Source organism: Nocardiopsis sp. iso_238, assembly GCF_056173325.1.
Map to the genome: position 1 here is coordinate 927563 of NZ_CM149668.1, position 22324 is coordinate 949886.

Annotated in this window: 19 protein-coding genes; 9 read left to right on the top strand and 10 right to left on the bottom strand. The window is 72.6% G+C overall.

The genetic code is table 11. The annotated features are described in order from the left end of the window. Positions 1–116: 116 nt before the first annotated feature. The 3 genes from AC0VYL_RS04160 to AC0VYL_RS04170 are packed head-to-tail and all read left to right on the top strand — an operon-like array spanning position 117 to position 3457. A complete protein-coding gene (locus AC0VYL_RS04160; RefSeq protein WP_475462936.1) occupies positions 117–767 on the top strand; it encodes a succinate dehydrogenase cytochrome b subunit in 651 nt (216 codons plus the stop codon). Next, positions 768–2714, top strand: coding sequence for a fumarate reductase/succinate dehydrogenase flavoprotein subunit (locus tag AC0VYL_RS04165; protein ID WP_475482373.1), 1947 nt, complete (start codon positions 768–770; stop codon positions 2712–2714). It begins immediately after the preceding gene. Next, a complete protein-coding gene (locus tag AC0VYL_RS04170) occupies positions 2711–3457 on the top strand; it encodes a succinate dehydrogenase/fumarate reductase iron-sulfur subunit (protein ID WP_378742306.1) in 747 nt (248 codons plus the stop codon). The genes AC0VYL_RS04165 and AC0VYL_RS04170 overlap by 4 nt, the downstream gene beginning before the upstream one ends. A gap of 173 nt (positions 3458–3630) precedes the next feature. Here AC0VYL_RS04170 and AC0VYL_RS04175 read toward each other — a convergent pair whose 3' ends face one another. The 5 genes from AC0VYL_RS04175 to AC0VYL_RS04195 all read right to left on the bottom strand — a co-directional run bounded on the left by AC0VYL_RS04175 (position 3631) and on the right by AC0VYL_RS04195 (position 6663). Then, positions 3631–4272, bottom strand: coding sequence for a GNAT family N-acetyltransferase (locus tag AC0VYL_RS04175; RefSeq protein WP_475459386.1), 642 nt, complete (start codon positions 4270–4272; stop codon positions 3631–3633). A 97-nt stretch (positions 4273–4369) separates the two neighbouring features. Continuing rightward, positions 4370–5005: a GNAT family N-acetyltransferase gene (locus AC0VYL_RS04180; protein WP_475459388.1), complete on the bottom strand. Its 636-nt coding sequence runs from the start codon at positions 5003–5005 to the stop codon at positions 4370–4372. 78 nt (positions 5006–5083) lie between these two features. Further along, a complete protein-coding gene (locus AC0VYL_RS04185) occupies positions 5084–5767 on the bottom strand; it encodes a TrmH family RNA methyltransferase (protein WP_475482374.1) in 684 nt (227 codons plus the stop codon). Positions 5768–5835: 68 nt separating this feature from the next. Continuing rightward, complete coding sequence (locus AC0VYL_RS04190) at positions 5836–6234, bottom strand: hypothetical protein (protein ID WP_475459393.1); 399 nt, start codon at positions 6232–6234, stop codon at positions 5836–5838. 51 nt (positions 6235–6285) lie between these two features. After that, positions 6286–6663: a DUF3054 domain-containing protein gene (locus AC0VYL_RS04195; RefSeq protein WP_475482375.1), complete on the bottom strand. Its 378-nt coding sequence runs from the start codon at positions 6661–6663 to the stop codon at positions 6286–6288. A gap of 163 nt (positions 6664–6826) precedes the next feature. Between AC0VYL_RS04195 and AC0VYL_RS04200 the strand changes: the two genes are divergently transcribed. The 4 genes from AC0VYL_RS04200 to AC0VYL_RS04215 all read left to right on the top strand — a co-directional run bounded on the left by AC0VYL_RS04200 (position 6827) and on the right by AC0VYL_RS04215 (position 14717). Continuing rightward, positions 6827–8596, top strand: a complete 1770-nt coding sequence (locus AC0VYL_RS04200; protein WP_475482376.1) for a serine/threonine-protein kinase — start codon at positions 6827–6829, stop codon at positions 8594–8596. 74 nt (positions 8597–8670) lie between these two features. Beyond that, on the top strand, positions 8671–10962 hold the full coding sequence (locus tag AC0VYL_RS04205; RefSeq protein WP_475482377.1) for a serine/threonine-protein kinase: 2292 nt from the start codon (positions 8671–8673) through the stop codon (positions 10960–10962). Between the two features lie 75 nt (positions 10963–11037). Further along, positions 11038–12795, top strand: coding sequence for a serine/threonine protein kinase (locus AC0VYL_RS04210; protein ID WP_475482378.1), 1758 nt, complete (start codon positions 11038–11040; stop codon positions 12793–12795). 59 nt (positions 12796–12854) lie between these two features. Beyond that, complete coding sequence (locus tag AC0VYL_RS04215; protein WP_475482379.1) at positions 12855–14717, top strand: serine/threonine-protein kinase; 1863 nt, start codon at positions 12855–12857, stop codon at positions 14715–14717. A 75-nt stretch (positions 14718–14792) separates the two neighbouring features. On the opposite strand, the gene AC0VYL_RS04220 is transcribed toward AC0VYL_RS04215, so the two are convergent. Then, positions 14793–16979, bottom strand: coding sequence for a S9 family peptidase (locus AC0VYL_RS04220; protein WP_475459400.1), 2187 nt, complete (start codon positions 16977–16979; stop codon positions 14793–14795). 129 nt (positions 16980–17108) lie between these two features. Here AC0VYL_RS04220 and mshB point away from each other — a divergent pair, with 129 nt between their 5' ends. After that, positions 17109–17975: an N-acetyl-1-D-myo-inositol-2-amino-2-deoxy-alpha-D-glucopyranoside deacetylase gene (gene mshB / locus AC0VYL_RS04225; RefSeq protein ID WP_475482380.1), complete on the top strand. Its 867-nt coding sequence runs from the start codon at positions 17109–17111 to the stop codon at positions 17973–17975. A gap of 60 nt (positions 17976–18035) precedes the next feature. After that, on the top strand, positions 18036–18521 hold the full coding sequence (locus tag AC0VYL_RS04230; protein ID WP_475459404.1) for a hypothetical protein: 486 nt from the start codon (positions 18036–18038) through the stop codon (positions 18519–18521). 6 nt (positions 18522–18527) lie between these two features. Here the strand turns inward: AC0VYL_RS04230 and AC0VYL_RS04235 are convergent, their stop codons facing one another. The 4 genes from AC0VYL_RS04235 to AC0VYL_RS04250 all read right to left on the bottom strand — a co-directional run bounded on the left by AC0VYL_RS04235 (position 18528) and on the right by AC0VYL_RS04250 (position 22274). Next, the gene (locus tag AC0VYL_RS04235) at positions 18528–19571 is read right to left on the bottom strand and encodes a site-2 protease family protein (RefSeq protein ID WP_475459407.1); all 1044 of its coding nucleotides are present in this window, start codon (positions 19569–19571) and stop codon (positions 18528–18530) included. Between the two features lie 104 nt (positions 19572–19675). After that, positions 19676–20413 (bottom strand): SDR family NAD(P)-dependent oxidoreductase, encoded by a 738-nt coding sequence (locus AC0VYL_RS04240; protein WP_475482381.1) that lies wholly within the window; start codon positions 20411–20413, stop codon positions 19676–19678. 91 nt (positions 20414–20504) lie between these two features. Continuing rightward, complete coding sequence (locus tag AC0VYL_RS04245; RefSeq protein ID WP_475459412.1) at positions 20505–21866, bottom strand: hypothetical protein; 1362 nt, start codon at positions 21864–21866, stop codon at positions 20505–20507. Positions 21867–22037: 171 nt separating this feature from the next. Beyond that, positions 22038–22274 (bottom strand): putative acetyltransferase, encoded by a 237-nt coding sequence (locus AC0VYL_RS04250; protein ID WP_475462937.1) that lies wholly within the window; start codon positions 22272–22274, stop codon positions 22038–22040. Between the last annotated feature and the right edge of the window lie 50 nt (positions 22275–22324).

The window sequence follows — 22324 nt, forward strand, 5'->3', positions numbered from 1 at the left end:
GCTATCGACACCAGGGTCCTGATGACTTGGACGTCAGACTTAACTCGAATTTAAAGTGGCAGGCTGTGGCGAACAGTACCTTGACCAAGAAGCGGTCTACGGCCTACGGGTCCACGGTGGCGCTCAAGTCAGCAATGGCGGCCTCCGGTGCGATCCTTGTGCTGTATTTGATCGCGCACATGTACGGCAACCTGAAGGTCTTCGCGGGCCAGGAGGCCTTCGACAGCTATGCGCACGCACTGCGTGAGATCGGGTACCCGCTCCTTCCCGAGAGCGGTTTCCTCTGGGTCTTCCGGATCGTGCTCCTCGCGAGCATCCTGATCCACATCTACTCCGCCGCGGTTCTGACGATCCGCGCGCGCAACGCCCGTGAGCAGCGCTACGTGGTGAAGAAGCGGGTCCAGCGGACCTACGCCTCCTACACCATGCGCTGGGGAGGTGTGCTGATCGCGCTCTTCGTGATCTTCCACATCCTCCACCTCACGGTGAACGTCATCGCTCCCGGCGGCAAGTCCGACAGTCCCTTCGAACGACTGGTGAACGGGTTCCAGCCCGAGTTCTGGTTCGTGACCCTGTTCTACGTCCTGGCCGTCATCGCCGTGGGCTTCCACCTGCGGCACGGCATCTGGAGTGGCATGGCCACCCTCGGTGTCAACAAGGCCAGCCGCCAGAGCAAGATCAACGCCGTCGCCGTGGCGATCGCGCTGGTCGTGACGGTCGGTTTCCTGCTTCCGCCCCTGGCGGTCACCTTTGGACTGGTGAAGTAAATGTCTGAGAACGACCTCTACATCGAGGGCGCCCCGATCCGCGACGAGAAGGCGCCCGAGGGCCCGATCAACGAGCGCTGGGACCAGCGCCGTTTCTCGGCCAAGCTGGTCAACCCCGCGAACCGGCGCAAGCTCTCCGTCATCATCGTCGGCACCGGCCTGGCCGGTGCGGCCGCCGCCGCCACCATGGGCGAGGCGGGCTACAACGTCATCTCGTTCTGTTACCAGGACAGCCCCCGCCGCGCGCACTCCATCGCCGCGCAGGGTGGCATCAACGCCGCGAAGAACTACCGCAACGACGGCGACAGCATCCACCGCCTGTTCTACGACACAGTCAAGGGCGGCGACTTCCGCTCCCGTGAGTCGAACGTCTACCGCCTGGCCCAGACCAGCGTCGAGATCATCGACCAGTGCGTGGCCCAGGGCGTGCCGTTCGCCCGTGAGTACGGCGGTCTGCTCGACAACCGCTCCTTCGGCGGCGTGCAGGTCTCGCGTACGTTCTACGCGCGCGGCCAGACGGGTCAGCAGCTGCTGATCGGCGCCTACCAGGCGCAGGAGCGGCAGATCGCGGCGGGCACCGTTCAGATGAACACCCGCCACGAGATGCTCGAGGTCATCGTCGTGGACGGCAAGGCGCGCGGCATCATCGCCCGTGACATGGTCACCGGCGAGATCGAGACGCACTTCGCCGACGCCGTGGTCCTGGCCACCGGCGGCTACGGCAACGTGTTCTTCCTGTCGACCAACGCCATGGGCTCCAACGTCACCGCCGCGTGGCGTGCCCACCGCAAGGGCGCGCACTTCGCGAACCCCTGCTACACGCAGATCCACCCGACCTGCATCCCGGTCAGCGGCGACTACCAGTCCAAGCTGACCCTGATGAGCGAGTCGCTGCGTAACGACGGCCGGATCTGGGTGCCCAAGGAGGGTGGCGACACGCGCGACCCGCGTCAGATCCCCGAGGGCGAGCGCGACTACTACCTGGAGCGCATCTACCCGGCCTTCGGCAACCTGGTGCCGCGTGACATCGCCTCCCGCGCCGCCAAGAACGTCTGCGACGAGGGCCGCGGCGTCGGCCCCGGCGGCCTGGGCGTCTACCTGGACTTCGCCGACGCGATCGCTCGTCTGGGCCGCGACGCCGTCGAGGCCAAGTACGGCAACCTGTTCGACATGTACCAGCGCATCACCGGCGAGAACCCGTACGAGGTTCCGATGCGCATCTACCCGGCGGTGCACTACACCATGGGTGGCCTGTGGGTCGACTACGACCTCCAGAGCACCATCCCGGGCCTGTTCGTGACCGGTGAGGCCAACTTCTCCGACCACGGCGCCAACCGCCTGGGTGCCAGCGCGCTGATGCAGGGTCTGGCGGACGGCTACTTCGTCCTGCCGAACACCATCAACGACTACCTGGCCGACGGCCCGTTCGAGAAGCTGGACGAGAGCCACCCCGACGCCGTCAAGGCGAAGGAGGAGGTCACCTCCCGCATCGACAAGCTGCTCTCCATCAACGGTTCCCGCACCGTCGACTCCTTCCACAAGGAGCTCGGCCACATCATGTGGGACTACTGCGGCATGGAGCGCAACGAGGAGGGCCTGCGCAAGGCGATCGAGCTCATCCGTGAGCTGCGCGCCGAGTTCTGGCGCGACGTCAAGGTGCTGGGCACGAACGAGGAGCTCAACCAGGCTCTGGAGAAGGCCAACCGCGTGGCCGACTTCCTGGAGCTGGGCGAGCTCATGTGCATCGACGCCCTGCACCGCCGCGAGTCCTGCGGCGGCCACTTCCGCGCCGAGAGCCAGACCGAGGACGGCGAGGCCCTGCGCCACGACGACGAGTTCGCCTACGTCGCCGCGTGGGAGTTCGGTGGCGTTGACAGCAAGCCCGTGCTCCACAAGGAAGCCCTGGAGTACGAGTACGTCGAGATGAAGCAGCGGAGCTACAAGTGAACATCACCCTGCGCGTTTGGCGCCAGAAGGGCCGTGACGACGAAGGCCGGATGGTCACGTACAAGCTCACGGACGTCTCGCCGGACATGTCCTTCCTGGAGATGCTCGACGTCCTCAACGAGAAGCTCACTCTCGAGAACGAGGACCCGGTCGCTTTCGACCACGACTGCCGTGAGGGCATCTGTGGTGCCTGTGGCGTCGTGATCGACGGCGAGGCCCACGGCCCGGAGGTCACCACCACCTGCCAGCTGCACATGCGCAGCTTCAACGACGGCGACACCATCACGGTGGAGCCGTGGCGGGCCAAGGCCTTCCCGGTCGTGAAGGACCTGGTCGTGGACCGTGGTTCGTTCGACCGCATCATCCAGGCGGGCGGCTTCATCAGCGCCCCCACGGGTACCGCGCCGGACGCCCACGCCAACCCGATCCCGAAGCCGGACGCCGACCGCGCGTTCGACGCCGCGACCTGCATCGGCTGCGGCGCCTGCGTGGCGGCCTGCCCGAACGCCTCCGGCATGCTGTTCACCGCCGCGAAGGTCACCCACCTCGGCATGCTCCCGCAGGGGCAGCCGGAGCGGGCCTCGCGCGTGGTGAAGATGATCAACCAGCACGACCACGAGGACTTCGGCGGCTGCACCAACATCGGTGAGTGCGCGGCGGTCTGCCCCAAGGGCATCCCGCTGGACACCATCTCGCAGCTCAACCGCGACCTGCTGGGCTCGCTCAGCAAGGGCATCGGCTAGTCCGACCCCGGTCGTCAGGACGGGCCGTACCCCTCGGGGTGCGGCCCGTCCCGCGTCCACCCGTCCATGCGCCCAGGCGCCGACCGCGTGCTCTTGCCGGTGCCGGGCAGCCCGGCCATCGCGATCAGCATGCCCCTCACTCTTCCAGCGAGTACCGACAGACGGTCGGACGGTCAGACGGCGGGGCGGAGCATGCAGTAGGTGGAGGGGAACGACGGGTCGTTGATCGCGCGGACCACCCGGAAGTCGTACCTCTCGTAGTAGCCGATGTTGGCCGAGTTCATGGTCTCCAGGTAGACCGGGACGCCGTCCGCGTCGGCCCGGGCCAGGCCCGCGCGCAGCAGCCGCGCACCCACGCCCGTCCCGCGCGCCACGGGGGCGGTGCCGAGCACCGACAGGTACCAGTGCGCCTCCTCGGGCTCGGAGGCCCGCAGCTCGCCCAGGTACCGGACCATCTCCGGCAGGCGGGACAGGCCGACCAGTTCGAGCCAGTGCGGCAGCGACCGCAGCATCACGGGCAGCCGGTCGCCGGACACCTCGGGCGGGGTCCACAGGGCGGCGCCGCGCACCACCGGGGCGCGTCCGGGATCCTCCTTGACCTCGTACACCGTGGTGTGGCCGTCCGGAATGCTCCCGAACCCGGCGATCAGGGCGAAGGCACGGGCGGTCTGGGCCATCCGGCGGTTGTCGTCCGGGAAGAGCCAGCGGAAGAAGGGGTCGTGGTAGAAGGCCCTGCTCAGGACCCGCGCCACCCCGGGGACGTCGTCCATCGTGGCGGTGCGGACCGACTTGACGGTGGTGGCCATCGGGGTCATCTGCGCAGTCTCCCTCGTCCCGGGGTCGTCACCGCCCATGCTAGATCACGGAATCATCACGGGTGGGCGGTTTTCCGGGAAGGGCGCGACCGGGGTGTCAGGAGGCGGGACGCAGCAGGAAGTAGCTGGTGCCGACACCCTCGTGCGGAACCTGGTGCACGCAGCGGAAACCGAAGTTCTCGTAGAAGCCGACGCTCTTGTCGTTGAGGGTCTGGGTGAAGACCGGCAGCCCGTGGGAGTCGGCCTGGTCCAGCCCGGAGGTGAGCAGCCCGCCCGCCAGCCCGGTGCCCGCCGCGCTCGGGTCGACGCCCAACGCGGCCAGGTACAGGTGCGACTCCTGCGGGGCGGCCATCTTCCACTCGGCGAAGATCCGGACGAACGCGGCCAGGCGGGCGCGGCCGATGAGCGGACCCCAGTGCGGCCAGGTGCGCACGGACACCATCGGGCCCTCCGGGTTGCTGGTCGGCTGGGCCCACAGCGCGGCGGCGCGGACGACCGGCGCGGCCCCCGCGTCCTCAGCGAGCTCGGTGACCCGGGTGTCGCCCGCGGGCACGTAGCCGTAGCCGACGGTCAGGGCGAAGAACCGGCGGACCCTGGCCATGCGCTGCTCGTCGTCGGGGAACAGCCACCGGAAGAGGGGATCGTCGTGCAGCGAGCGGCTGAGCACCCGGGCCACCCCGGGCACGTCGTCGAGGGTGGCGGAGCGGGCGGTGGAGGTGACGATCGGACTCATCCTGGCTACTTCCTGGTAGGGGGCGCGACCCGCCCATGTTAGATCACGGGACAATCACGGACGAGGGGTGGTCGGGCCCTAGGTCAGCCGTTGGTCGAACACGTGCGCCCGCACCCAGGCGTGCATGGCCACGGCGGCGGCCGCGCCGGCGTTGATGGACCGGGTCGACCCGAACTGGGCGATCGACAGCACCGCGGCGCAGACCTCCCGCACCTCCTCGGACAGGCCCGGACCCTCCTGACCGAACACCAGAACGGCGTTCCGGGGGAGCGGGTGGGTCTCCAGCGGGACCGCTCCGGGCAGGTTGTCCACCCCGACCAGCACGAGGTCGCGCTCGGCCGCCCAGGCCACCAGCGACTCCGTGTCCGGGTGGTGGTGGACGTGCTGGTAGCGGTCGGTCACCATCGCGCCCCGCCGGTTCCAGCGCCGCTTGCCGACGATGTGGACCGCCGCGCAGCCGAAGGCGTTGGCGGTGCGCACGACCGAACCGATGTTGAAGTCGTGCGACCAGTTCTCCACCGCCACGTGGAACTCGTGCCGGACGGTGTCGAGGTCGGCCACGATCGCCTCGCGCCGCCAGTAGCGGTAGTGGTCCACCACGTTGCGGCGGTCGCCGTTGGCCAGCAGTTCCGGGTCGTACTGGTCGCCCTCGGGCCAGGGCCCCTCCCAGGGTCCGACGCCCACCTCACGGGCCTCGTCCTCCCCGGAGGGGTGCTCGACGGGGATCACGGTGGTGGCCTCGGTGGCGGGGTGCTCGTTCATCGCCTCCAGCTTACGAACCGCCCACGGCCACCCGAGCCGGTCACACCGTCCCCGACCGGGCGCGGCCCCTAGAGGTGGATGCCCCCGTGGAAGTCGCGGCCCTGGATCACCCGGGCCGACCCGCTCACGTCACCGTGGATCTGGTTGACCACGGAACCCTCGCCCTCCTGGTTGATCTGCTGTACCGCCGAGCGGAGCTCCGCCAGGAGCCGCCCGATCTCCGGGTCCTCGCGCGCGGCCCGCTCCAGGTGCACGGAGACGGTCTCCACGGCCTCGGCGTCGTCCTGCTCCAACCGGAGGTCGTCCAGCGCCTCCAGGGCCTCCGGCTCGGAGCGGAACCGCTTGGTCACCGCCCGGTACAGGGACCTGAAGGTCGAGACCACGCCCTCCCCGAGGCCGTCCCCGAGCTTGGTGGCCGAGGCGGTGGCGAGGGCGGCGACGACGGCGGCGGTGACGGGATCGGACACGGGGGGCTCCCTGAGGGTGCGGAGACGGGTGTACACCCCCAGTCTTCCCCCTCAGGCCGTCGTCTGTCGCTTCCTCCGGGAGACCAGCTGGGCCACGGCGCGCCAGCCGAGCATGGTCGCGGCCAGGAACAGCGAGGTCACCACGACGAAGGACAGGGGTGCTCCCTCCCCGCTGAGCAGGCGCAACGGCATGGCGCCCACGACGGTCACGGCCCACACCAGGACACCGGTCGGCCAGATCCGGCCAGGGGAGCGCCACGCCAGGGTGACGACCCACCCCAGGGCCAGGGCGGCCAGGAATGGCCACGCGGTCGCGGCCACCTCGGCCAGGCCCAGGCCGGTCGCGTGGTCGGCCTTGCCCACCACGACGAACACGAGCACGCAGAGCAGGTCGGCCACCAGGGCCAGCAACGGGGTGTACGAGCGCATACCCCCAGGCTAGACCCGGACCGGGCTCCCGCTCCGGCGGGGCTCGGGACCTCCGCCGGAGACCGAGCGTGACGGCGTGAACCACCCCGGCGCGGACCGCATCAGATCTGCCGGGCCCATACTGGTTCCGCGTTCCCCTCCTCCGACCGGAAGCACCTCCCCCATGAACCCTTCTGCTGGCCCGTCCGCCGCCGTACCGACCCCCGACCGTGACCACCTGCCACCGGGCGTGGACCGTCCGGCCAAGGGCGACCCGGCGTCGCTGGGCGGCCACCGGGTCATCGGTCGGATCTCCCGGGACGCGGCGGGCACGGTCCTGCTCGCGACGGACGACTCCGGAGCGGCCTCCGTGATCCGCGTGCTTCCGTCGGCCGAGACCCCCGAGGCGCGCGCCCGGCTGGAGGCGGAGTTCGACCGCCTGGCCCGGGTGCGCTCCCTCTGCGTCGCCGGCCACCGGGGCGCGGACGCCCGGGCCGCCCGACCCTGGCTGGCCTCCGCGTACACCCCCGGGCTCACCCTCGCCGCGCACGTGGCCGAGCACGGTCCGCTGCACGGTGGCATGCTCACCGCTCTCGCCGCCGGACTCGCCGAGGCCGTGGCCGCGGGGCACGCGGCCGGGGCGCTCCACCTGGCCCTGGACCCGGACCGGGTGGTCATGTCCCCGGAGGGCCCCCGGGTGGTGGACCTCGGGGTTGCGCGCGCCACCGGGCAGCCGGTCTCCGCCCCGCGGTGGGCCGCTCCCGAGCAGCGCTCCGCCGACCCCGCCGGGGTCACCGGATACGCCGACGTGTACGCCTGGGGCTCGCTGGTGCGCTTCGCCGCCACGGGCGGGGGCGCGACGGGCACCGTCCCGGCGCACCTCGACGCGCTGGTCCGCCGCGCCCTGTCCGAGGAGCCCGACCAACGCCCCACCGCACTGGAGCTCCTCCAGGAGCTCACCGTGGGAGAGGACCCGGTCACGGCGGTGTCCGGGCTGCTGGCCGCCGAGTGGACCGGGGTGAGTGCTCCGCGACTCCGCCCCGTGGGCCGCCCGCGCCGCGCGCTCGGGCCCTTCCTGCTCGCCGGAACCGCCGCCGTGCTGGTCGGGGCCCTGATCGGCGGCGGGGCGCTGATCAGCACCGTAGGGAGCCCGGTCGGCGCCGGAAGTCCGGACACCGACGACGCGGCGGGGGACGCCGTCGAGGAGGAGCGCACCGGCCCCGCCGTGGCCGAGGTGCCCGAGGACATCGACGCGGTCGTGGCCGACGCGGTGGAGCTCGCCCTGGGGGCGTCCAGCTTCACCACCTACGACCGCCTATACACGAACGACATCGGTGACCAGACACAGGCCCACTACCGGTACACGGAGGAGCCGCAGCCCGCCATGTCCCGGACGGTCCACTTCGGACCCAGCACGAACGGTGAGCTGTCCTACGGTGACGACCTGTCCGAGCTCGTGCACTTCGCCCCCGAGAACACGGGTGTGATCGGGGGCGGGGAACGCCGCTACTTCCGCGACCCTGGCCCCGGGAGCACCGAGACCGAGGCGCCCCGGGACCTCTGGGAGCGGAAGCTCCGCACCCTGGAGGGGCTCACGGCCGAGGGGGCGCAGGTCACCTACGAGGGCCGGGGCACGATCGGTGACGCGGAGATCCCCGAGGAGCTGCTGGGCGACGTGGACCCGCTGGAACGCGGCGGCCACCACTACACCGGGACGTTCGAGCACGAGTTCGTGGAGCTCTCGCACGGCCCCGTGGACGTCGAGTTCGACCTCTGGGTCTCCGAGGACGGGTACCCGGTCCGCTTCGTCGTGGTGGGAGTGCCCGACCCGGACGCGGTGGCCGAGAGCGGCGAACCGAGGAGCTACACGCAGCACCTGGACTTCCTCCGGTTCGACCTCCCGGTGGAGGTCGAGGTCCCCGAGCCGACCGAGATCCAGGCGACCCGCCCCTGAACCGGGTGTCGGGACGTTCCCGACCCCGTTCCCACCCCCTGCCCCGCCGCGCCCCGTCATCGTGAAGGGAAACGATGAGCACGTTCCCCCACCCGGCCGAGGGGCCGGAGCCCCAGCCGGACGTTCCGCCCGGCCTCGGCCCCCTGACCGACTCCGACCCCCGCCGGATCGGCCCCTACCGGCTGGTGGGCCGGATCGGGGCCGGGGGCATGGGTGTGGTGTACGCGGGGCTGGAACCGCACGGGCGCTGTGTCGCGGTCAAGACCGTCCACGCGAGGTACGCCGACCGGCCGGGACACCGGGAGGCGTTCGCCCGCGAGGTCGGGATGCTGCGCCGCGCCGACGGGATCAGCACCGCGCGCGTCCACGGTGCCGACCCCTCCGCGCCGGTCCCGTGGCTGGCCTTCGACTACGTGCCCGGCCGGGACCTGCGTCGCCACGTGCGCGAGTGCGGACCCCTGACCGGAGACATGCTGCGCACGTTCGCCCTGGGCATAGCGGAGGGGTTGGCCTCCCTGCACTCGGCGGGCATCGCGCACCGCGACATCAAGCCGGGCAACGTCATCCTGGCACCGGACGGGCCCAGGATCGTGGACTTCGGGATCGCGGTCGAGATCGGCACCGACCCTGAGCAGGACGCGTCCGCCACCTACGGCACACCGGGCTGGACGGCGCCCGAACGCTACACCGGGGCCACGGCCGACCCCGCTGCGGACGTGTTCGCCTGGGGCGGCCTGGTGACCCTCGCCGCCACCGGCCGCGCCCCGTTCGGTACGGGGAGCGCGGCGGAGCTGGCCGCGCGCGTCAAGGCGGGTGACCATGACGTCGAGGGGGTCCCCGAGGACCTGCTGGCCCTGGTGGAACGGGCGCTGTCGGTGGCCGCTCCCGAGCGGCCCACGGCGGTGGACCTCCTGACCGCGCTGCTGCCGCCCGCGACGGGGGAGGACGTCCGCCCGGAGGCGGTTCCGGACCGCACGCGCACGCGGCGGGCGCTGCGCGGGATGCTGGCCGACTACTGGCGCGGAGTGGACGCGGCCGGACACGACCCCGCCCGCTGGGCGGCCGCGCTGGGCACCGCCTCGGTAGCGGGTCTGGGCGTGGTCGGCGCGGGAATGCTGGGCTCGGGCGCCGGAGGTGCTGCGGGTGCTGGAGGTGCGGCGGGCGCTGGAGGGGCTGCGGGTGCTGGAGGTGCGGCGGGTGCTGGAGGTGCTGCGGGTGCCGGAGGTGCCGGTGCGGTTGCCGGGGCCGGAGGGGCCGGAGGGGCCAGTGCGGCTGCGGGTGCTGTAGGGACCGGTGCCGTCGGCGCGGCCGGAGCCGGAGGAGCCGGGGCCGCCGGGGCCGGGTCGGGGTCGGGCGCTGCCGGGGGGTTGGCCTCCGCCGGAGCCACGGGCGCGGCCGGAGGTGCTGCCGGGGGCGCCATGGGCACGGCCGGAGGTGCAGCCGGAGGCGCCGCGGGCAGTGGCGGGGTGATCGGCGCCCTGGCCGGGGCCAAGGGGGTCGCGGCCGTCCTGGGCACACTGACGCTGATCGGCGGCGCCGTGGCGGCGGGAGCCTGGTTCCTCAGGGACGACGCCCCGGACGAGACGGTGGCCGCCGAGGAGACCGAGACGGACGGCACCCCCGCCATCGCGGAGGACCCGTCGGAGGGGGAGGCCGTACTCGCCGACGCCGCGGCCCTCGCGCTGGAGGCCGACAGCTTCACGACCCACGACTACTGGGGACACAGCAATCCGGGGGCCCTGAGCACGTTCGGCTACACGTACACCAGGGGGCCGGAACCGGTGATGGTGAGGACACGCTCCCTGGGGCCGACGAGCAGCGGCACCGTCGTCACCGGGGAGAACCTGGACGGGCACCGCTACTGGTGGGACCTGCGCAGCCCCACCAACATGAACGAGGTCATCGGACGCGACTTCGACCGGGAACCCCCGCCCTACGAGGTCGACGCCGACCTCCGCGCCGACTGGGAGGACCTGTTCGGGGTGTTCGAGGACATCCTGGACCAGGGCGTGGAGGTCGAGTACACGGGTCTGGCCGCGTCCGACGTGCGGTTCGTCTCCCGGGACCTGCTCGACGACGAGCTCCGGGAGCAGGCGGACCAGGGGGCGACGGACATCGTCCGGGAGGGCCACCGCTACACCGGCACCGTGATCCACGGACACGACCACTACCCCGAGACCATGACCGAGGAGACGGAGTTCGAGATCTGGGTCTCCGACGACGGCTATCCGCTCGGTTACTCCCTGGTGGCGGTGACCGACGAGCCGGGGGAGAACCCCGGTGACATGCTCACCCTCATGCGCACGGTGAGGTTCTTCAACTTCAACCAGCCGGTCGAGATCGACGAGGAGCTCCTCGCGGGGTGACGACCACGAGGCGCCCGGGCCCGCCCCGTCTCCCCGCCACCGACGAACTCCGCCCCCGACCAGGAACCGCCTCCCATGGACACTTCCCCAGGAACGCCCACCGGTGTCGCGCCCCTCGAACCGGACGACCCCCGGTACCTCGGACCGTTCCGCCTGGTCGGGAGGGTGGGGGCGGGCGGCATGGGTGTGGTGTACGCGGCCCTGGACGACCGGGACCGGCGGGTGGCGGTCAAGTGCGTGCACCGGGTCCTGGCCTCGGACACGGACTTCCGGGACCGGTTCGCCCGTGAGGTGAGGCTGGTCCGCCGTGTGCGCGCCGCCTGTGTCCCCGACTTCCTCGGTGCCGACACCCGCTCCGAAGTGCCCTGGCTTGCCACCGAGTACGTGCCGGGGCCCACCCTGGCCGAGTTCGTGAACACCCGGGGCACGCTCTCCGGCGGCGAACTGACCGGCTTCGCGTTCGGGGCGGCCGAGGCGTTGGCCGCGATCCACGCGGCGGGTGTGGTCCACCGGGACCTCAAACCGGGGAACGTCATCCTGTCCCCGGACGGCCCGAAGGTACTGGACTTCGGGATCGCCCGGGCCACCGACGGCACCGCCCTCACCAGGACCGGCGGACTGGTCGGGACCCCCGGCTGGATCTCGCCCGAGCAGTACCGGGGAGCCCCGGCCACGGAGCTCTCGGACGTCTTCTCGTGGGCCGGGCTCGTCGTCCACGCCGCCACGGGCCGGGGCCCCTTCGGCACGGGTACCTCCGACGCCGTCGTCTCGCGGATCCTCTCCGAACCCCCGTCCCTGACCGGGGTCCCCGAGCCGCTGCACGGCGTTCTGGAGCGGGCCCTGGCCAAGGACCCCGAGGAGCGGCCGACCGCCGCCGAGCTCCAGCGGACCCTGGCGGTGCTGCTCGGCTCCGGAGGGGACACGGACGCCACCCTGCTCCTGGCCGGGGTGTGGGAGGCCGCGCCCTTTCCGGGGACGGGGGAGGAGTGGACACGGGGAGCCCCGCCACGGCGGAGCTGGGCGCGGCGGCACCGGACCGCCTTCGTCGCGGTCGCGGGGGCCGTGGTCCTCACCCTGGTCGTCGGGCTCGGCGTGCGCGCCCTCACCGGAGAGGGCTCCCCGCCCGCGACCAGGCCGCGCGGTCCCGACGGAACCGGAACCTCTTCGGCGGGGACCGGAACAGGCGGGACCGGAACAGGCGGAGGGGAAGGGGGCGGGGGGACGGCCGGGGGCTCGACCGCCGGAATCCCCGACGACGTCCCCGACGAGTACCGCGACCTCTACGAGACCGGGAACGTCGTGGTGGAGCCGGAGCCCGGCACCGAGACCGTACTCGTCCGGCGTCTCGAACCCGCCGACGGAGAGGGTGAGCCCCTGGACGTGCTGCGCATGAGCTTCGGCGCCGTCCTGACTGAGGAGTTCGGGGACGACGGGCTCACCGTCGACCTGGAGTACCTGCCCGACCACGGTTCCCTGCGTGTGCACAGCGACGAGTTCGTCGGGGTACGGGCCATCCGCTCCGGAGACGACGTCCTCGACTTCGAGGGCTCCGTCAACACCGGGATCCTCGCGGACCTCGGACCGGAGGATCCCACGGCGAGGGTCCGGGTGGTGTTCAGGGACGCCCGGGTGGTCTACCACGTACCCGCCTCGATCAGACGGGAGGCCCAGGAGGACCTCCGGTACCCGGGAGGTCTCTGTCTCACTTCGGGGGAGCGTGCGCCCGAGGACGCCTCGGACCGCGCGGGCAGCGTCGAGCCGCACGACACGACGATGACCGACGGTGCCCTGACCGCCAGCTGTGCCCACACCGAAGAACCGGAGCAGACATGAGCCCACACCCCCCGCCCCACCCCTCTCCGCCCTTCACCCGGAACCACCTCCCTCCGGGGATGGATCCGCCCACCTCGGGCGACCCCGACCAGCTCGGTGCCTACCGGGTGGTCGGCCGGATCGGCGCGGGCGGCATGGGCGCCGTCTACGCGGGACTGGCGGGGGACGGATCCCCGGCGGCGGTCAAGGTGGTCCACCCCCAGTTCGCCGCCGACACCGAGTTCCGGGCCCGGTTCGCCCGTGAGGTGGGGCTGGTCGCCAGGGTGCGGGCCACCTGCACCCCGGCCTTCCTCGGCGCGGACACCCAGGCCGCCACCCCGTGGCTGGCCACCGAGTACGTTCCCGGGCTGACCCTGCGCCAGTACGTCCGTGAGCACGGCCCGCTCTCCGGCGGAGTGCTCACGGCGCTCGCGGTGGGCCTGGCCGAGGCGTTGGCCGCGATCCACGCGGCGGGTGTGGTCCACCGGGACCTCAAACCGGGGAACGTGATCATGGGTCCGGACGGCCCGAAGGTGCTGGACTTCGGGATCGCCCGCGCCGCCGACGGCACCGCGCTCACCGCGACCGGAGGGCTGCTCGGCACCCCCGGCTGGGTGGCTCCCGAGCAGTACCTGGGCGAGGAGGCCAGCGAACGCTCGGACCTGTTCGCCTGGGGCGCGCTGGTGCTGTTCGCCGCCACGGGGGAGAACCCCTTCGGCGCCGGTCAGCCGGACGTGCTGTCGCACCGCGTCCGCAACGAGGAGCCCGACCTGTCCGTGTTGGCCGAACCCCTGGCCTCACCGGTTCGCCGCGCTCTGTCGAAGGATCCCGCTCCGCGGCCCGCCGCCGCCGAGGTCCTGGCCGAACTCACCGGCACCTGGGCGGCGACCCGGGTCGCCGCGCTGGGAGCGGCCGACGCGACCGCGATCGTCCCGGGCCTGCTCGCGACCGAGTGGCGCGGGATCTCCGCTCCGCAGCCCCGGCGGGTGCGCCGGAGGAGGGCGGGGACCGTGACGGCGGTCGGGGCCGCGGCCCTCGCCCTCTCCCTGGTCGCGGGGGCGGTCCTCGTGTGGCCGGGGAACGGGGTCCCGGCCCTCGGGATCCCGGGGCTGGGAACGGACGCGGGGGACACCGGCGCGGACGGCACCGACACCGAGGAGGGGGACGGCTCGGGCACGGGCGCGGCCCTGGCCGCCGAAGTGGACCCGGAGGACTGGGAGGCGGTGCTCTCCGAGGCGATCGGCCTCGCCAACGACGTGGGGAGCTTCGAGGCCTACCAGCACTCCCTGGGGGCGTCGGCGCACGGCAACTTCACGGTGCACCGGTTCACGGAGGCGCCGCGTCCGGCCGTCTACAGCGCCGGATACGGCGGGCCCGTGATCCCGGAGACGCTGGCGGTCGGCGGGGACCCCATGACGGGTGAGGGGGCGGACCGCCTGAGCCGGTTGGTCCCGGAGGCCCCCACCTGGGAGGAGCTGGTCCGGGGCCCGTACTCCCGCGTGGCGGAACCCGCCAGGACCGACGCCCAGTACGCGGAGTTCGGCTCCGATCAGTGGTCGTTCCTGTGGTTTCCCTCCAGGTTGCTCGAACCGGGGGCCGAGCCCCGGGTGACCTACATGGGGGTCACCGACGACGTCCGGAACACCGCCCAGAACCAGGAACTGTTCGAGACGGAGCCGGACCACGGCCCGGCCCACCACTACGCGGGCACCTACGCGCGTGAGAGCCCGTACGAGGAGGGCTCCCCCCGCCTGGACTACGAGTTCGACCTGTGGATCGGCGTGGACGGCCGCTTCCAGCGGTTCGAGCACTCCCGCGAGCGGACCTCCGGGGCGGAGGACGAGTTCGGCGGCGTGGACGGCTGGGAGGTCTTCGTGGTCAGCTTCGACGAACCGGTGACGATCGAGGTGCCGACCGAGGACGAGATCGAGGTCGTTCCCTGACCCGGCGCGAACACGCCGTGGCCCCGGTCCCTCACTCCCGCACGGGAGTGAGGGACCGGGGCCACGACCGGGGGCCTACGCGCCCTTCAGGTTCTGCTTCAGGAAGTCCACCTGCAACAGCAGCAGGTTCTCCGCCGTGACCGGGTCCGACGGGCTGTGGGTCACGCCCGTGAGCGGCAGCACCGTGTGCGGGCGGCCGGCGGCCAGCAGCGCCTCGGACAGCCGCTGCGTGTGCGCGAACACCACGTTGTCGTCGATCAGGCCGTGGACCAGCATCAGCGGCCGCTCCAGCTTGGCGGCGTCCGCCATGAGCGACGTCCTCTCGTACACCTCCGGCTCCTCCTGAGGCGTGCCGAGGTAGCGCTCGGTGTAGTGCGTGTCGTACAGGGCCCAGTCGATCACCGGGGCGCCCGCCACGGCCGCGTGGAACACGTCCGGGCGACGCAGCACGGCCAGCGCCGCCAGGTACCCGCCGAACGACCAGCCGTGGATGCCCACCCGGGTCAGGTCCAGGCAGCCGAACCGCTCCGCCGCCTCCTCCAGCGCCGTCACCTGGTCCTCCAGGACCGGCTCCGCGAGGTCGTGGTGGACCGCCTGCTCGTAGTCCACGCCCACCCCGGGCGTCCCCCGACCGTCCGCGATGAGCACCGCGAAGCCCTGCTCCGCGAACCACTGCGAGGACAGGTACGCGCCGCGCGCGTTGAGCACCCGCTGCGCGTGGGGGCCGCCGTAGGGGGCGACCAGGACCGGCAGCGGGTCCTCGCCCTCGCGGTACCAGGACGGCAGCACCAGCGCGGTGGGGATCCCGTCACCGGCCGTCCAGGTGTGCACCCGGACCTCCGGCAGCTCGGGGGTCTCGGCCAGGCTCTCGATCTCACCGTGGGCGCGCCGGGTCTCCCGGCTGGCGTCCCGCACCACCAGGGTCCGCACCCCGGTGAAGTCCATCGAACGGTGCTGCGCCACGAGGGTGTCCCCGCGCAGCCGACCGGAGCGCAGCCCGCCGTGGCCGTCGTCCGGGCCGCCCGGCAGCTCCAGCGGGGCACAGGTGCCCAGCCGGGTGTCGGCCAGCCACAGCGACACGTCGCCCGGGCGCCCCGCGGGCGAACCGGTGAAGAGCACCCGGTCGCCGTCGACGTCGACCACACCGCGCACGTACACGCCCTCGGCGCTGACCGCGCTCCCGCCCACGAACACCCGGCGCTCGCCCCGGGCACCGTCGCGGCCGATCCACACCAGGTCGCCCGACGCGGTGAACGCGGGCACGCCCGGCATGATCTCCACCCACACGTCGTCGCTCTCGGTACGGACCGCCGAGACCAGGCCGGTGGCGGGGTCGGAGCTGAACAGGGTGAGGGTGCGCTGGTCGCGGCTCTGCGCGGTGAACACCAGGACGGGGTTCCCGTCCGGTCCGGTGGTCCATCCCACGGTGGGCAGGTACGGCAGCGCCTCGCGGTCCCACTCGATCGGTGTGGGCTCGGGGAGGCCGTCGCGCCGGTACGCGGTCGCGGACGGCACGGCGAGCACCGCCAGCCGCACGTCCGGGTTGGCGGTTCCGGCGGCCGGGTAGCGGAGCGGCTGCGGCTCCTGGCCGGGGTGGTTCGGGTCGCCGACGAACCAGCGGTTCACCTCGGACTCGTCCACCCGGCTGACGGCCAGTGAGCTCCCGTCCGGGGCCCACCAGAATCCGCGCACCCGGCTCATCTCCTCGGCGGAGACCAGGTCTGCCAGGCCCCACGTGACGTGCTCGCCGTCCGGCTCCACGAGGACGCGGTCCCGGTCCGGGTCGCCGCCGTCGGCGATGTCGACCACGCGGACCGCGCCCTGGTGGACGTAGGCCACCCGGTCGCCGGCGGGGGCGACGCGGGGGTCGACGGCCGGGCTGGCCACGGGGAGCTCACGCGGGGCGGCGTCGTCCCCGACGAGGTCCACGTAGAAGACCCGGCCGGACAGGGTGAACACGGCGCGGGTGAAGGCGTCGTCCACCGTGTACGACACGATGCCGCCGCCGTGCTCGCGCATCCGCTCGCGGCGGGCCCGCTCCTCCGGGGGCAGGTTCTCGTCGTCGGCGCCCAGGTCCCTGGGGTCGGCCAGCACCGACACGGAACCGGTCTCCACGGAGTACGACCACAGGCAGGTCGCCCGGTCGGTACCGTCACGCCCGCGCAGGAAGAGGACGCGCTCCCCGTCCGGGGAGATCTGGAACGAGCGCGGGACTCCGATGGTGAAGCGCTGGGTTCTTGCCTGTTGGCGAGGAAAGCTCATACGCCGATTGTGTCCCATGGCACGCCCCGGCCGCCCCGTGGCCCTCGCCCGTCATGAGAGGCCTCCGCCGTCGGGTGGATGGTCGCGTTTGGGCTGGGACGCACGTATCCGCCCGGTATTGTTCGCTGCGTGATGGACAGGCGACTGATGATGGTGCACGCGCACCCGGACGACGAGAGCATCGTCACCGGTGCCACTCTGGCGAAGTACGCGGCCGAGGGGGCCGGGGTCACCCTGGTGACCTGCACGCTGGGCGAGGAGGGCGAGGTCATCCCCGCCGATCTCGCCCACCTGACCTCCGACCGCGAGGACACCCTGGGTGAGTACCGGGTCGGGGAGCTCGACAGGGCCTGCGTGGCCCTGGGCGTGCGCGACCACCGCTTCCTCGGCGGGACCGGCCACTACCGGGACTCCGGGATGGCGGGCGGCCCCACCAACGACCACCCCCGCGCCTTCTGGGGCGCCGACGTCGAGGAGGCGGCCCGCCGCCTGGCCGAGATCATCCGCGAGGTCCGCCCGCACGTGCTGGTCAGCTACGACGAACACGGGGGCTACGGCCACCCCGACCACGTGCAGGCCCACCGGATCACCCGCCGCGCCTGCGCCAAGGCCAACGAGCGGGCCATGCCCGGCACACCGTGGCGGGTCGGCAAGCTCTACGCGATCGCCCAGCCGGTGTCCCGCATCGAGGAGTCCATCGCGCGGCTCAACGAGGAGGCGGGGCCCTTCACCCCGCCCAAGCAGGTGTCGGACATCGCCCGGGGCACCCCCGACGCGATCGTCACCACCCGGATCGACGCCTCCGACCACTGGGCGGCCAAGGCCCTGGCCATGCGGGCGCACGCCACCCAGATCACCGTGGACGGGGAGCGGTTCGCGCTGTCCAACGACATCGCCCAGGAGATCGACGCCGTCGAGTACTTCACCCTGCTGCTGGGGCCGCCGCCCCGTCCGGACGAGGACGGCTACGAGTCGGACCTGTTCGCCGGGCTGTGACGTGGTGCGGCGGGGGGAGCGTGCCACCTTCCCGCCCGGGAGCGCCTACCCTCGTCTTCCGTGACCACTCCTGAGACTCCCGACAACGAGGCGAGCCCGGCCCCGGTGCCGCACGGCAGCCCCCACCCGTTCGCGTCGTCCGCGATGACCGTGCTCTCCTTCGCGGTGCTGCTGGTCACGGGCCTGGGCGTGGGCGTGCTCTCCGGCTTCGCCATGGGCTGGGTCTCCCACTTCTGGGACCTCGGCCTCTCCCAGCAGGTCGGGGGAGTGGTGGCGGTGGTCGCCTACCTGGCCGTGGTGTACGCCCTGTGCCGTCTGGCCGGGTGGGGGAGCCGCCGCCAGTCCGGTGCCGTGGCCTTCGCGGTCGGCTACCTGGTGGTCATGCTGGCCATGGTCGGCTACCTGACCGGCGGGAACATCGTGTTCTCCGCCAAACCGGCCAACTACGTCTTCCTGTTCGGTTCGATGATCGCCCTGGCCGTCGGGGTGATGCGCAGCCTCGTCCTGCCGCCGCGCCCCACCCCCGCGGTCACCAACGCGATCTAGGCCCGGCTAGGCCCAGAACTGGAGCAGCAGCTTCCCGTGGAACATCATCCCGGGGATGGTCGGGTTGGGCAGGATCAGGTCGAACAGCGCGTACCCCGCCTTCTCGAACACGTCCCGGACCACCGGCAGCCACAGGACGGCGAACACGGCGATCGAGCAGAACAGGCCGTTGACCCGGACGAACTCCGTCCACCCGGCGCCCCGGAAGGCGGCCAGCACGTGGTACCCGTCCAGACCGGGGAGCGGCAGCAGGTTCACCACCGCGCTGGTCATGTTGGCCATGGCGAGGAAGGCCAGCGAGGAGATCGCCCAGTTCGTGGTGTCCTGGCCGACCGGGACCAGCAGTGAGACGGTGAGCGCCAGCACGGCCGACAGCACCAGGCTGGCCAGCGGCCCGGCCAGCGCCACCATGACCCGGCGCCCCCGGCTCGGCACGCGGTCCCAGTCCACGTAGGTGGGCGGCCCGTTCAGGCCGAACCCGCCGACCCCCAGGTACACGATCGGCAGCACCAGGCCGCCGAAGGCCTCACGGTAGGCGAACGGGTTCAACCGCAGGTAGGCGCTGCCGCGCAGGGAGCGGTCCCCGGCGAGGTAGGCGGCCAGGGCGTGCGCGAACTCGTGCACGGCCACGGAGACGATCCACCCGAACAGGATCAGCAGCGGCGGGATCAGCGGGGTGACCGACGTCCCCTCCGCGGCCCAGTCCAGCTCGGCGTGGGTCCAGGACAGCCAGCCCGCGAACCCGGCCAGGCCGAGCAGCAGCAGGAACACCGGGCTCGGCAGGAAGTCCGCCCAGCTCTCCGCGCGCTCGGGCGCGTCCCCTCCCGCGTCGGAGCCCCCGTCGGCCCCGCGATCCGGCGCGGAACCGGTGCCCTCCGCGTCGTCCCCGCCGTCCGCGTGGTCGGAGCCGACCCCCGAGGCGTTCAGGGCGTCGTCGGGCATCCGCGACCACGGGTCGGCGGCGCGCTCCCGCTCGCCGGGGTCCGCCTCACTGTCGGGAACGGTCACGGCGTCGGGGTCCGCCGGCTGCGGCGGCTCGGGCGTGGGCATGATGCTCCTGCTGGTCGCGGGTGGTTCGCGCTCCAGATTAGGCCCTGGCGCGCACCTCCTCGCAGCGGGTGCCTCACCCGCCGGGTCCCCGCCCTGACCTCGCCCTACATTCCTCCGGCGACCCTCAGGACCGTGCCGGTCGTGTACGAGGCGTCCGCGGACAGGAGCCAGGCGATCGCCCCGGCGATCTCCTCGGGACGCCCCGCACGACCGAGCGGGATGCGCGACGCCGCCCGGACGGGGCGGTCGGGAGCGCCCATCGCGGCGTGCATGTCGGTCTCGGTGATGCCGGGGGAGATCGCGTTGACCCGCACGCCCACCGGTCCCAGCTCCTTGGCCAACCCCACCGTGAGGGTGTCGACGGCCGCCTTGGTCGCGGCGTAGTGCACGTACTCGCCGGGGCTGCCCAGGGTGGCCGCGGCGGAGGAGACGTTCACGATCGCGCCCCCGCCCGCGCTCATCTCCCGCACGGCGCGTCGGCAGCACAACAGGTAACCCAGCAGGTTCACGTCGACCACGCGGCGCAGGTCCTCGGTGGACACGTCCACGAACGCGCCGAGCGGACCGGTCACCCCCGCGTTGTTGACCAGACCGTCCACCCGGCCGAACTCCGCGACGGCGGTGTCGAAGATCCGCTCCACCCCCGCCTCCTCCGAGGTGTCGGCACGCACGGTCGCGCACCGGCCCCCGGCGGAGCGCACCCGCTCCGCGGTCCGCAGCGCGGCGGCCTCGTCACGGGCGTATCCGAGAACCACGTCGTGGCCGTCCCGTGCCAGCCGGGCACAGGTGGCCGCGCCGATGCCCCGGCTCCCGCCCGTGACGACGGTGACCTGACGCGACATGGGTGCCTCCCCGGTTCGACGGCCGCACCCGTCCCCGGGGCGCTGGCCGAGGGGAAGTATGGCATCGGGTGTCCGGGGCGCGGACGCCGCCTCAGACCACCGCGCGGGGCGCGACCGCCGACTTGTGCAGGCACGCCACCGCGAACGCGCGCCCCGCCGGGGTGAGCTCCCTGCGGCCGTCGGAGTCGTCCCCGGTGACCAGCCCGAGCGCCTCCAGCAGCCAGCCCACCGCCATCACCATGGCGCGCACCCGGTCGGAGGCGGTCTCCGCGGTGCGGCGGTGCGCTGCGGCGTGCCGTCCGGCGGCCACCGGCGGGTCCACCGGTCGCCACCCGGACTCGGTCAGGGTCCGCTCGGCCGCCTCGGCGTCGGAGGTGGCCGGGCGGGCGTGCGAGCCCAGCCCCTGGGGCGAGCGGCCCAGCAGCATCCCGAGCAGGGTCTCGGCGGCGGCCTGCTGGATGCCGCCGGTCCGGCACAGCGTCTCGGTGGCGGCCTGCCACAGCGCCTCGGGGTCCTCGCGCAGCTGCTGCCCGCGCCGGGTGAGTTCGAGTCGGCGCCCGGACCGGCGGACGGCGCGCATCGTGCGCAGTACCTGGTGCAGGGCGATGATCTGGGTGGCGTCGGTCTCGCTGCGCGGCGGTTCCGGGGTGGTGGTCCAGCCGAAGTCCTCACACAGCTGCCTGACCACGCCGGGGGAGATGTACCCGATCTGTGTGAGGGCGATCCCGTCGGCGGCCAGGTCCAGCATCCGTTGCAGCGGCGCCATCGCGGCCGTCGAACCGCGCGGCACGTCCGCCCCGGCGATGATCTGACCCACCAGCGGCCACAGCCGTTGCCGGTGCGGGTGCGCGGACGAGGAGATCCAGGCCCGGACCCGCTCCTCGCGGACCCGGTCGAGGTGGCTGAGCCCCCGGTGGTCGGGCTGGGTGAGGAAGGACCGGGCGAACCGCTCCTGGGCGGGCCGCCAGCCGCTCTTCCCGGGGCGGATGTCCCCGAGCGTGATGGCGAGTTCGAGCGCGGCGGCGGTCTCCCCCCGGGCGTGCAGCTCCACGTCGCCCACGCTGGTGCCCCAGGTGAGTTCGGGGAGGTCGGGCGGTTCCACCCCGGACTCCCACATGAGCCGTTCGTACATGGCCAGGCCCGCCGTGTGGTCGGCGTCGTACAGCGCCAGCAGGGTGGCGGTCTCCGAGGCCCGGCACACGTCCGCGTACCGGTTCAGCTTCAGGAGCTGGAAGAGGTGGCCGAGGGAACGGGCCGCGAACAGCCGGTCGTCGGCCGAGTCCTGGAAGCGCATGGGGAGCTCGTACCAGCAGAACCGCTGTACCGCGTGCTGGTTGAGCCGTTGGATCTCCTGCTCGGGGGCGAGCGTGTCGAGAGCCAGTCGTGCCAGGTCGGCGGCCCGCTCGTCCCGCCGGGCCAGCTCGGCGAGTGCGGACGCGACTGCCTCCCTCATGATGGGCGCCACCTCCCCGCGTACCTCGTGCCCGGCCCGTCCGGGGGTGGGACGGCCGGGTACGGTGCTCCGTTGTCGGCCCGGGGTCACGGTTGGGGGTTCACCGTCCCGGGCTGTGCCTGTCCTACCCCGGAAAGGCCGAAGAATTCCAGCTTGTGGGCGCCTCGCCCCCTAGCGGGGCCGACGCGGGGGTACCGGGGGAACGACACGGCTCGCGACCACGTCGGCCTCGGTGACCTCCACCGTCGATTCGTCCCTCCTGCGCAGCGTGAGCACGCCGTCGGTCCAGGACTCCACCACGCCGACGATATCGGTGAAGCCGCCCTCGGCGCGGGTGATTCGCACGGAGACCCTTGCGCCGAGGTCCTCCGGAGTGATCCTGTGGACGAGTCGACCGCCCAGGTGCATGGTTTCCAACCCCCCGAGTGTGCGATGGGTGTTCTCCGACGCCATACTAG

Coding starts and splice junctions, on each gene's coding strand:
- AC0VYL_RS04220 (WP_475459400.1), bottom strand. CDS start 16,979: ATGAGCTTTCCTCGCCAACAGGCAAGAACCCAGCGCTTCACCATCGGA.
- AC0VYL_RS04205 (WP_475482377.1), top strand. CDS start 8,671: ATGAGCACGTTCCCCCACCCGGCCGAGGGGCCGGAGCCCCAGCCGGAC.
- AC0VYL_RS04235 (WP_475459407.1), bottom strand. CDS start 19,571: ATGCCCACGCCCGAGCCGCCGCAGCCGGCGGACCCCGACGCCGTGACC.
- AC0VYL_RS04245 (WP_475459412.1), bottom strand. CDS start 21,866: ATGAGGGAGGCAGTCGCGTCCGCACTCGCCGAGCTGGCCCGGCGGGAC.
- AC0VYL_RS04215 (WP_475482379.1), top strand. CDS start 12,855: ATGGATCCGCCCACCTCGGGCGACCCCGACCAGCTCGGTGCCTACCGG.
- AC0VYL_RS04200 (WP_475482376.1), top strand. CDS start 6,827: ATGAACCCTTCTGCTGGCCCGTCCGCCGCCGTACCGACCCCCGACCGT.
- AC0VYL_RS04195 (WP_475482375.1), bottom strand. CDS start 6,663: ATGCGCTCGTACACCCCGTTGCTGGCCCTGGTGGCCGACCTGCTCTGC.
- AC0VYL_RS04240 (WP_475482381.1), bottom strand. CDS start 20,413: ATGTCGCGTCAGGTCACCGTCGTCACGGGCGGGAGCCGGGGCATCGGC.
- AC0VYL_RS04250 (WP_475462937.1), bottom strand. CDS start 22,274: ATGCACCTGGGCGGTCGACTCGTCCACAGGATCACTCCGGAGGACCTC.
- AC0VYL_RS04165 (WP_475482373.1), top strand. CDS start 768: ATGTCTGAGAACGACCTCTACATCGAGGGCGCCCCGATCCGCGACGAG.
- AC0VYL_RS04185 (WP_475482374.1), bottom strand. CDS start 5,767: ATGAACGAGCACCCCGCCACCGAGGCCACCACCGTGATCCCCGTCGAG.
- AC0VYL_RS04180 (WP_475459388.1), bottom strand. CDS start 5,005: ATGAGTCCGATCGTCACCTCCACCGCCCGCTCCGCCACCCTCGACGAC.
- AC0VYL_RS04175 (WP_475459386.1), bottom strand. CDS start 4,272: ATGACCCCGATGGCCACCACCGTCAAGTCGGTCCGCACCGCCACGATG.
- AC0VYL_RS04210 (WP_475482378.1), top strand. CDS start 11,038: ATGGACACTTCCCCAGGAACGCCCACCGGTGTCGCGCCCCTCGAACCG.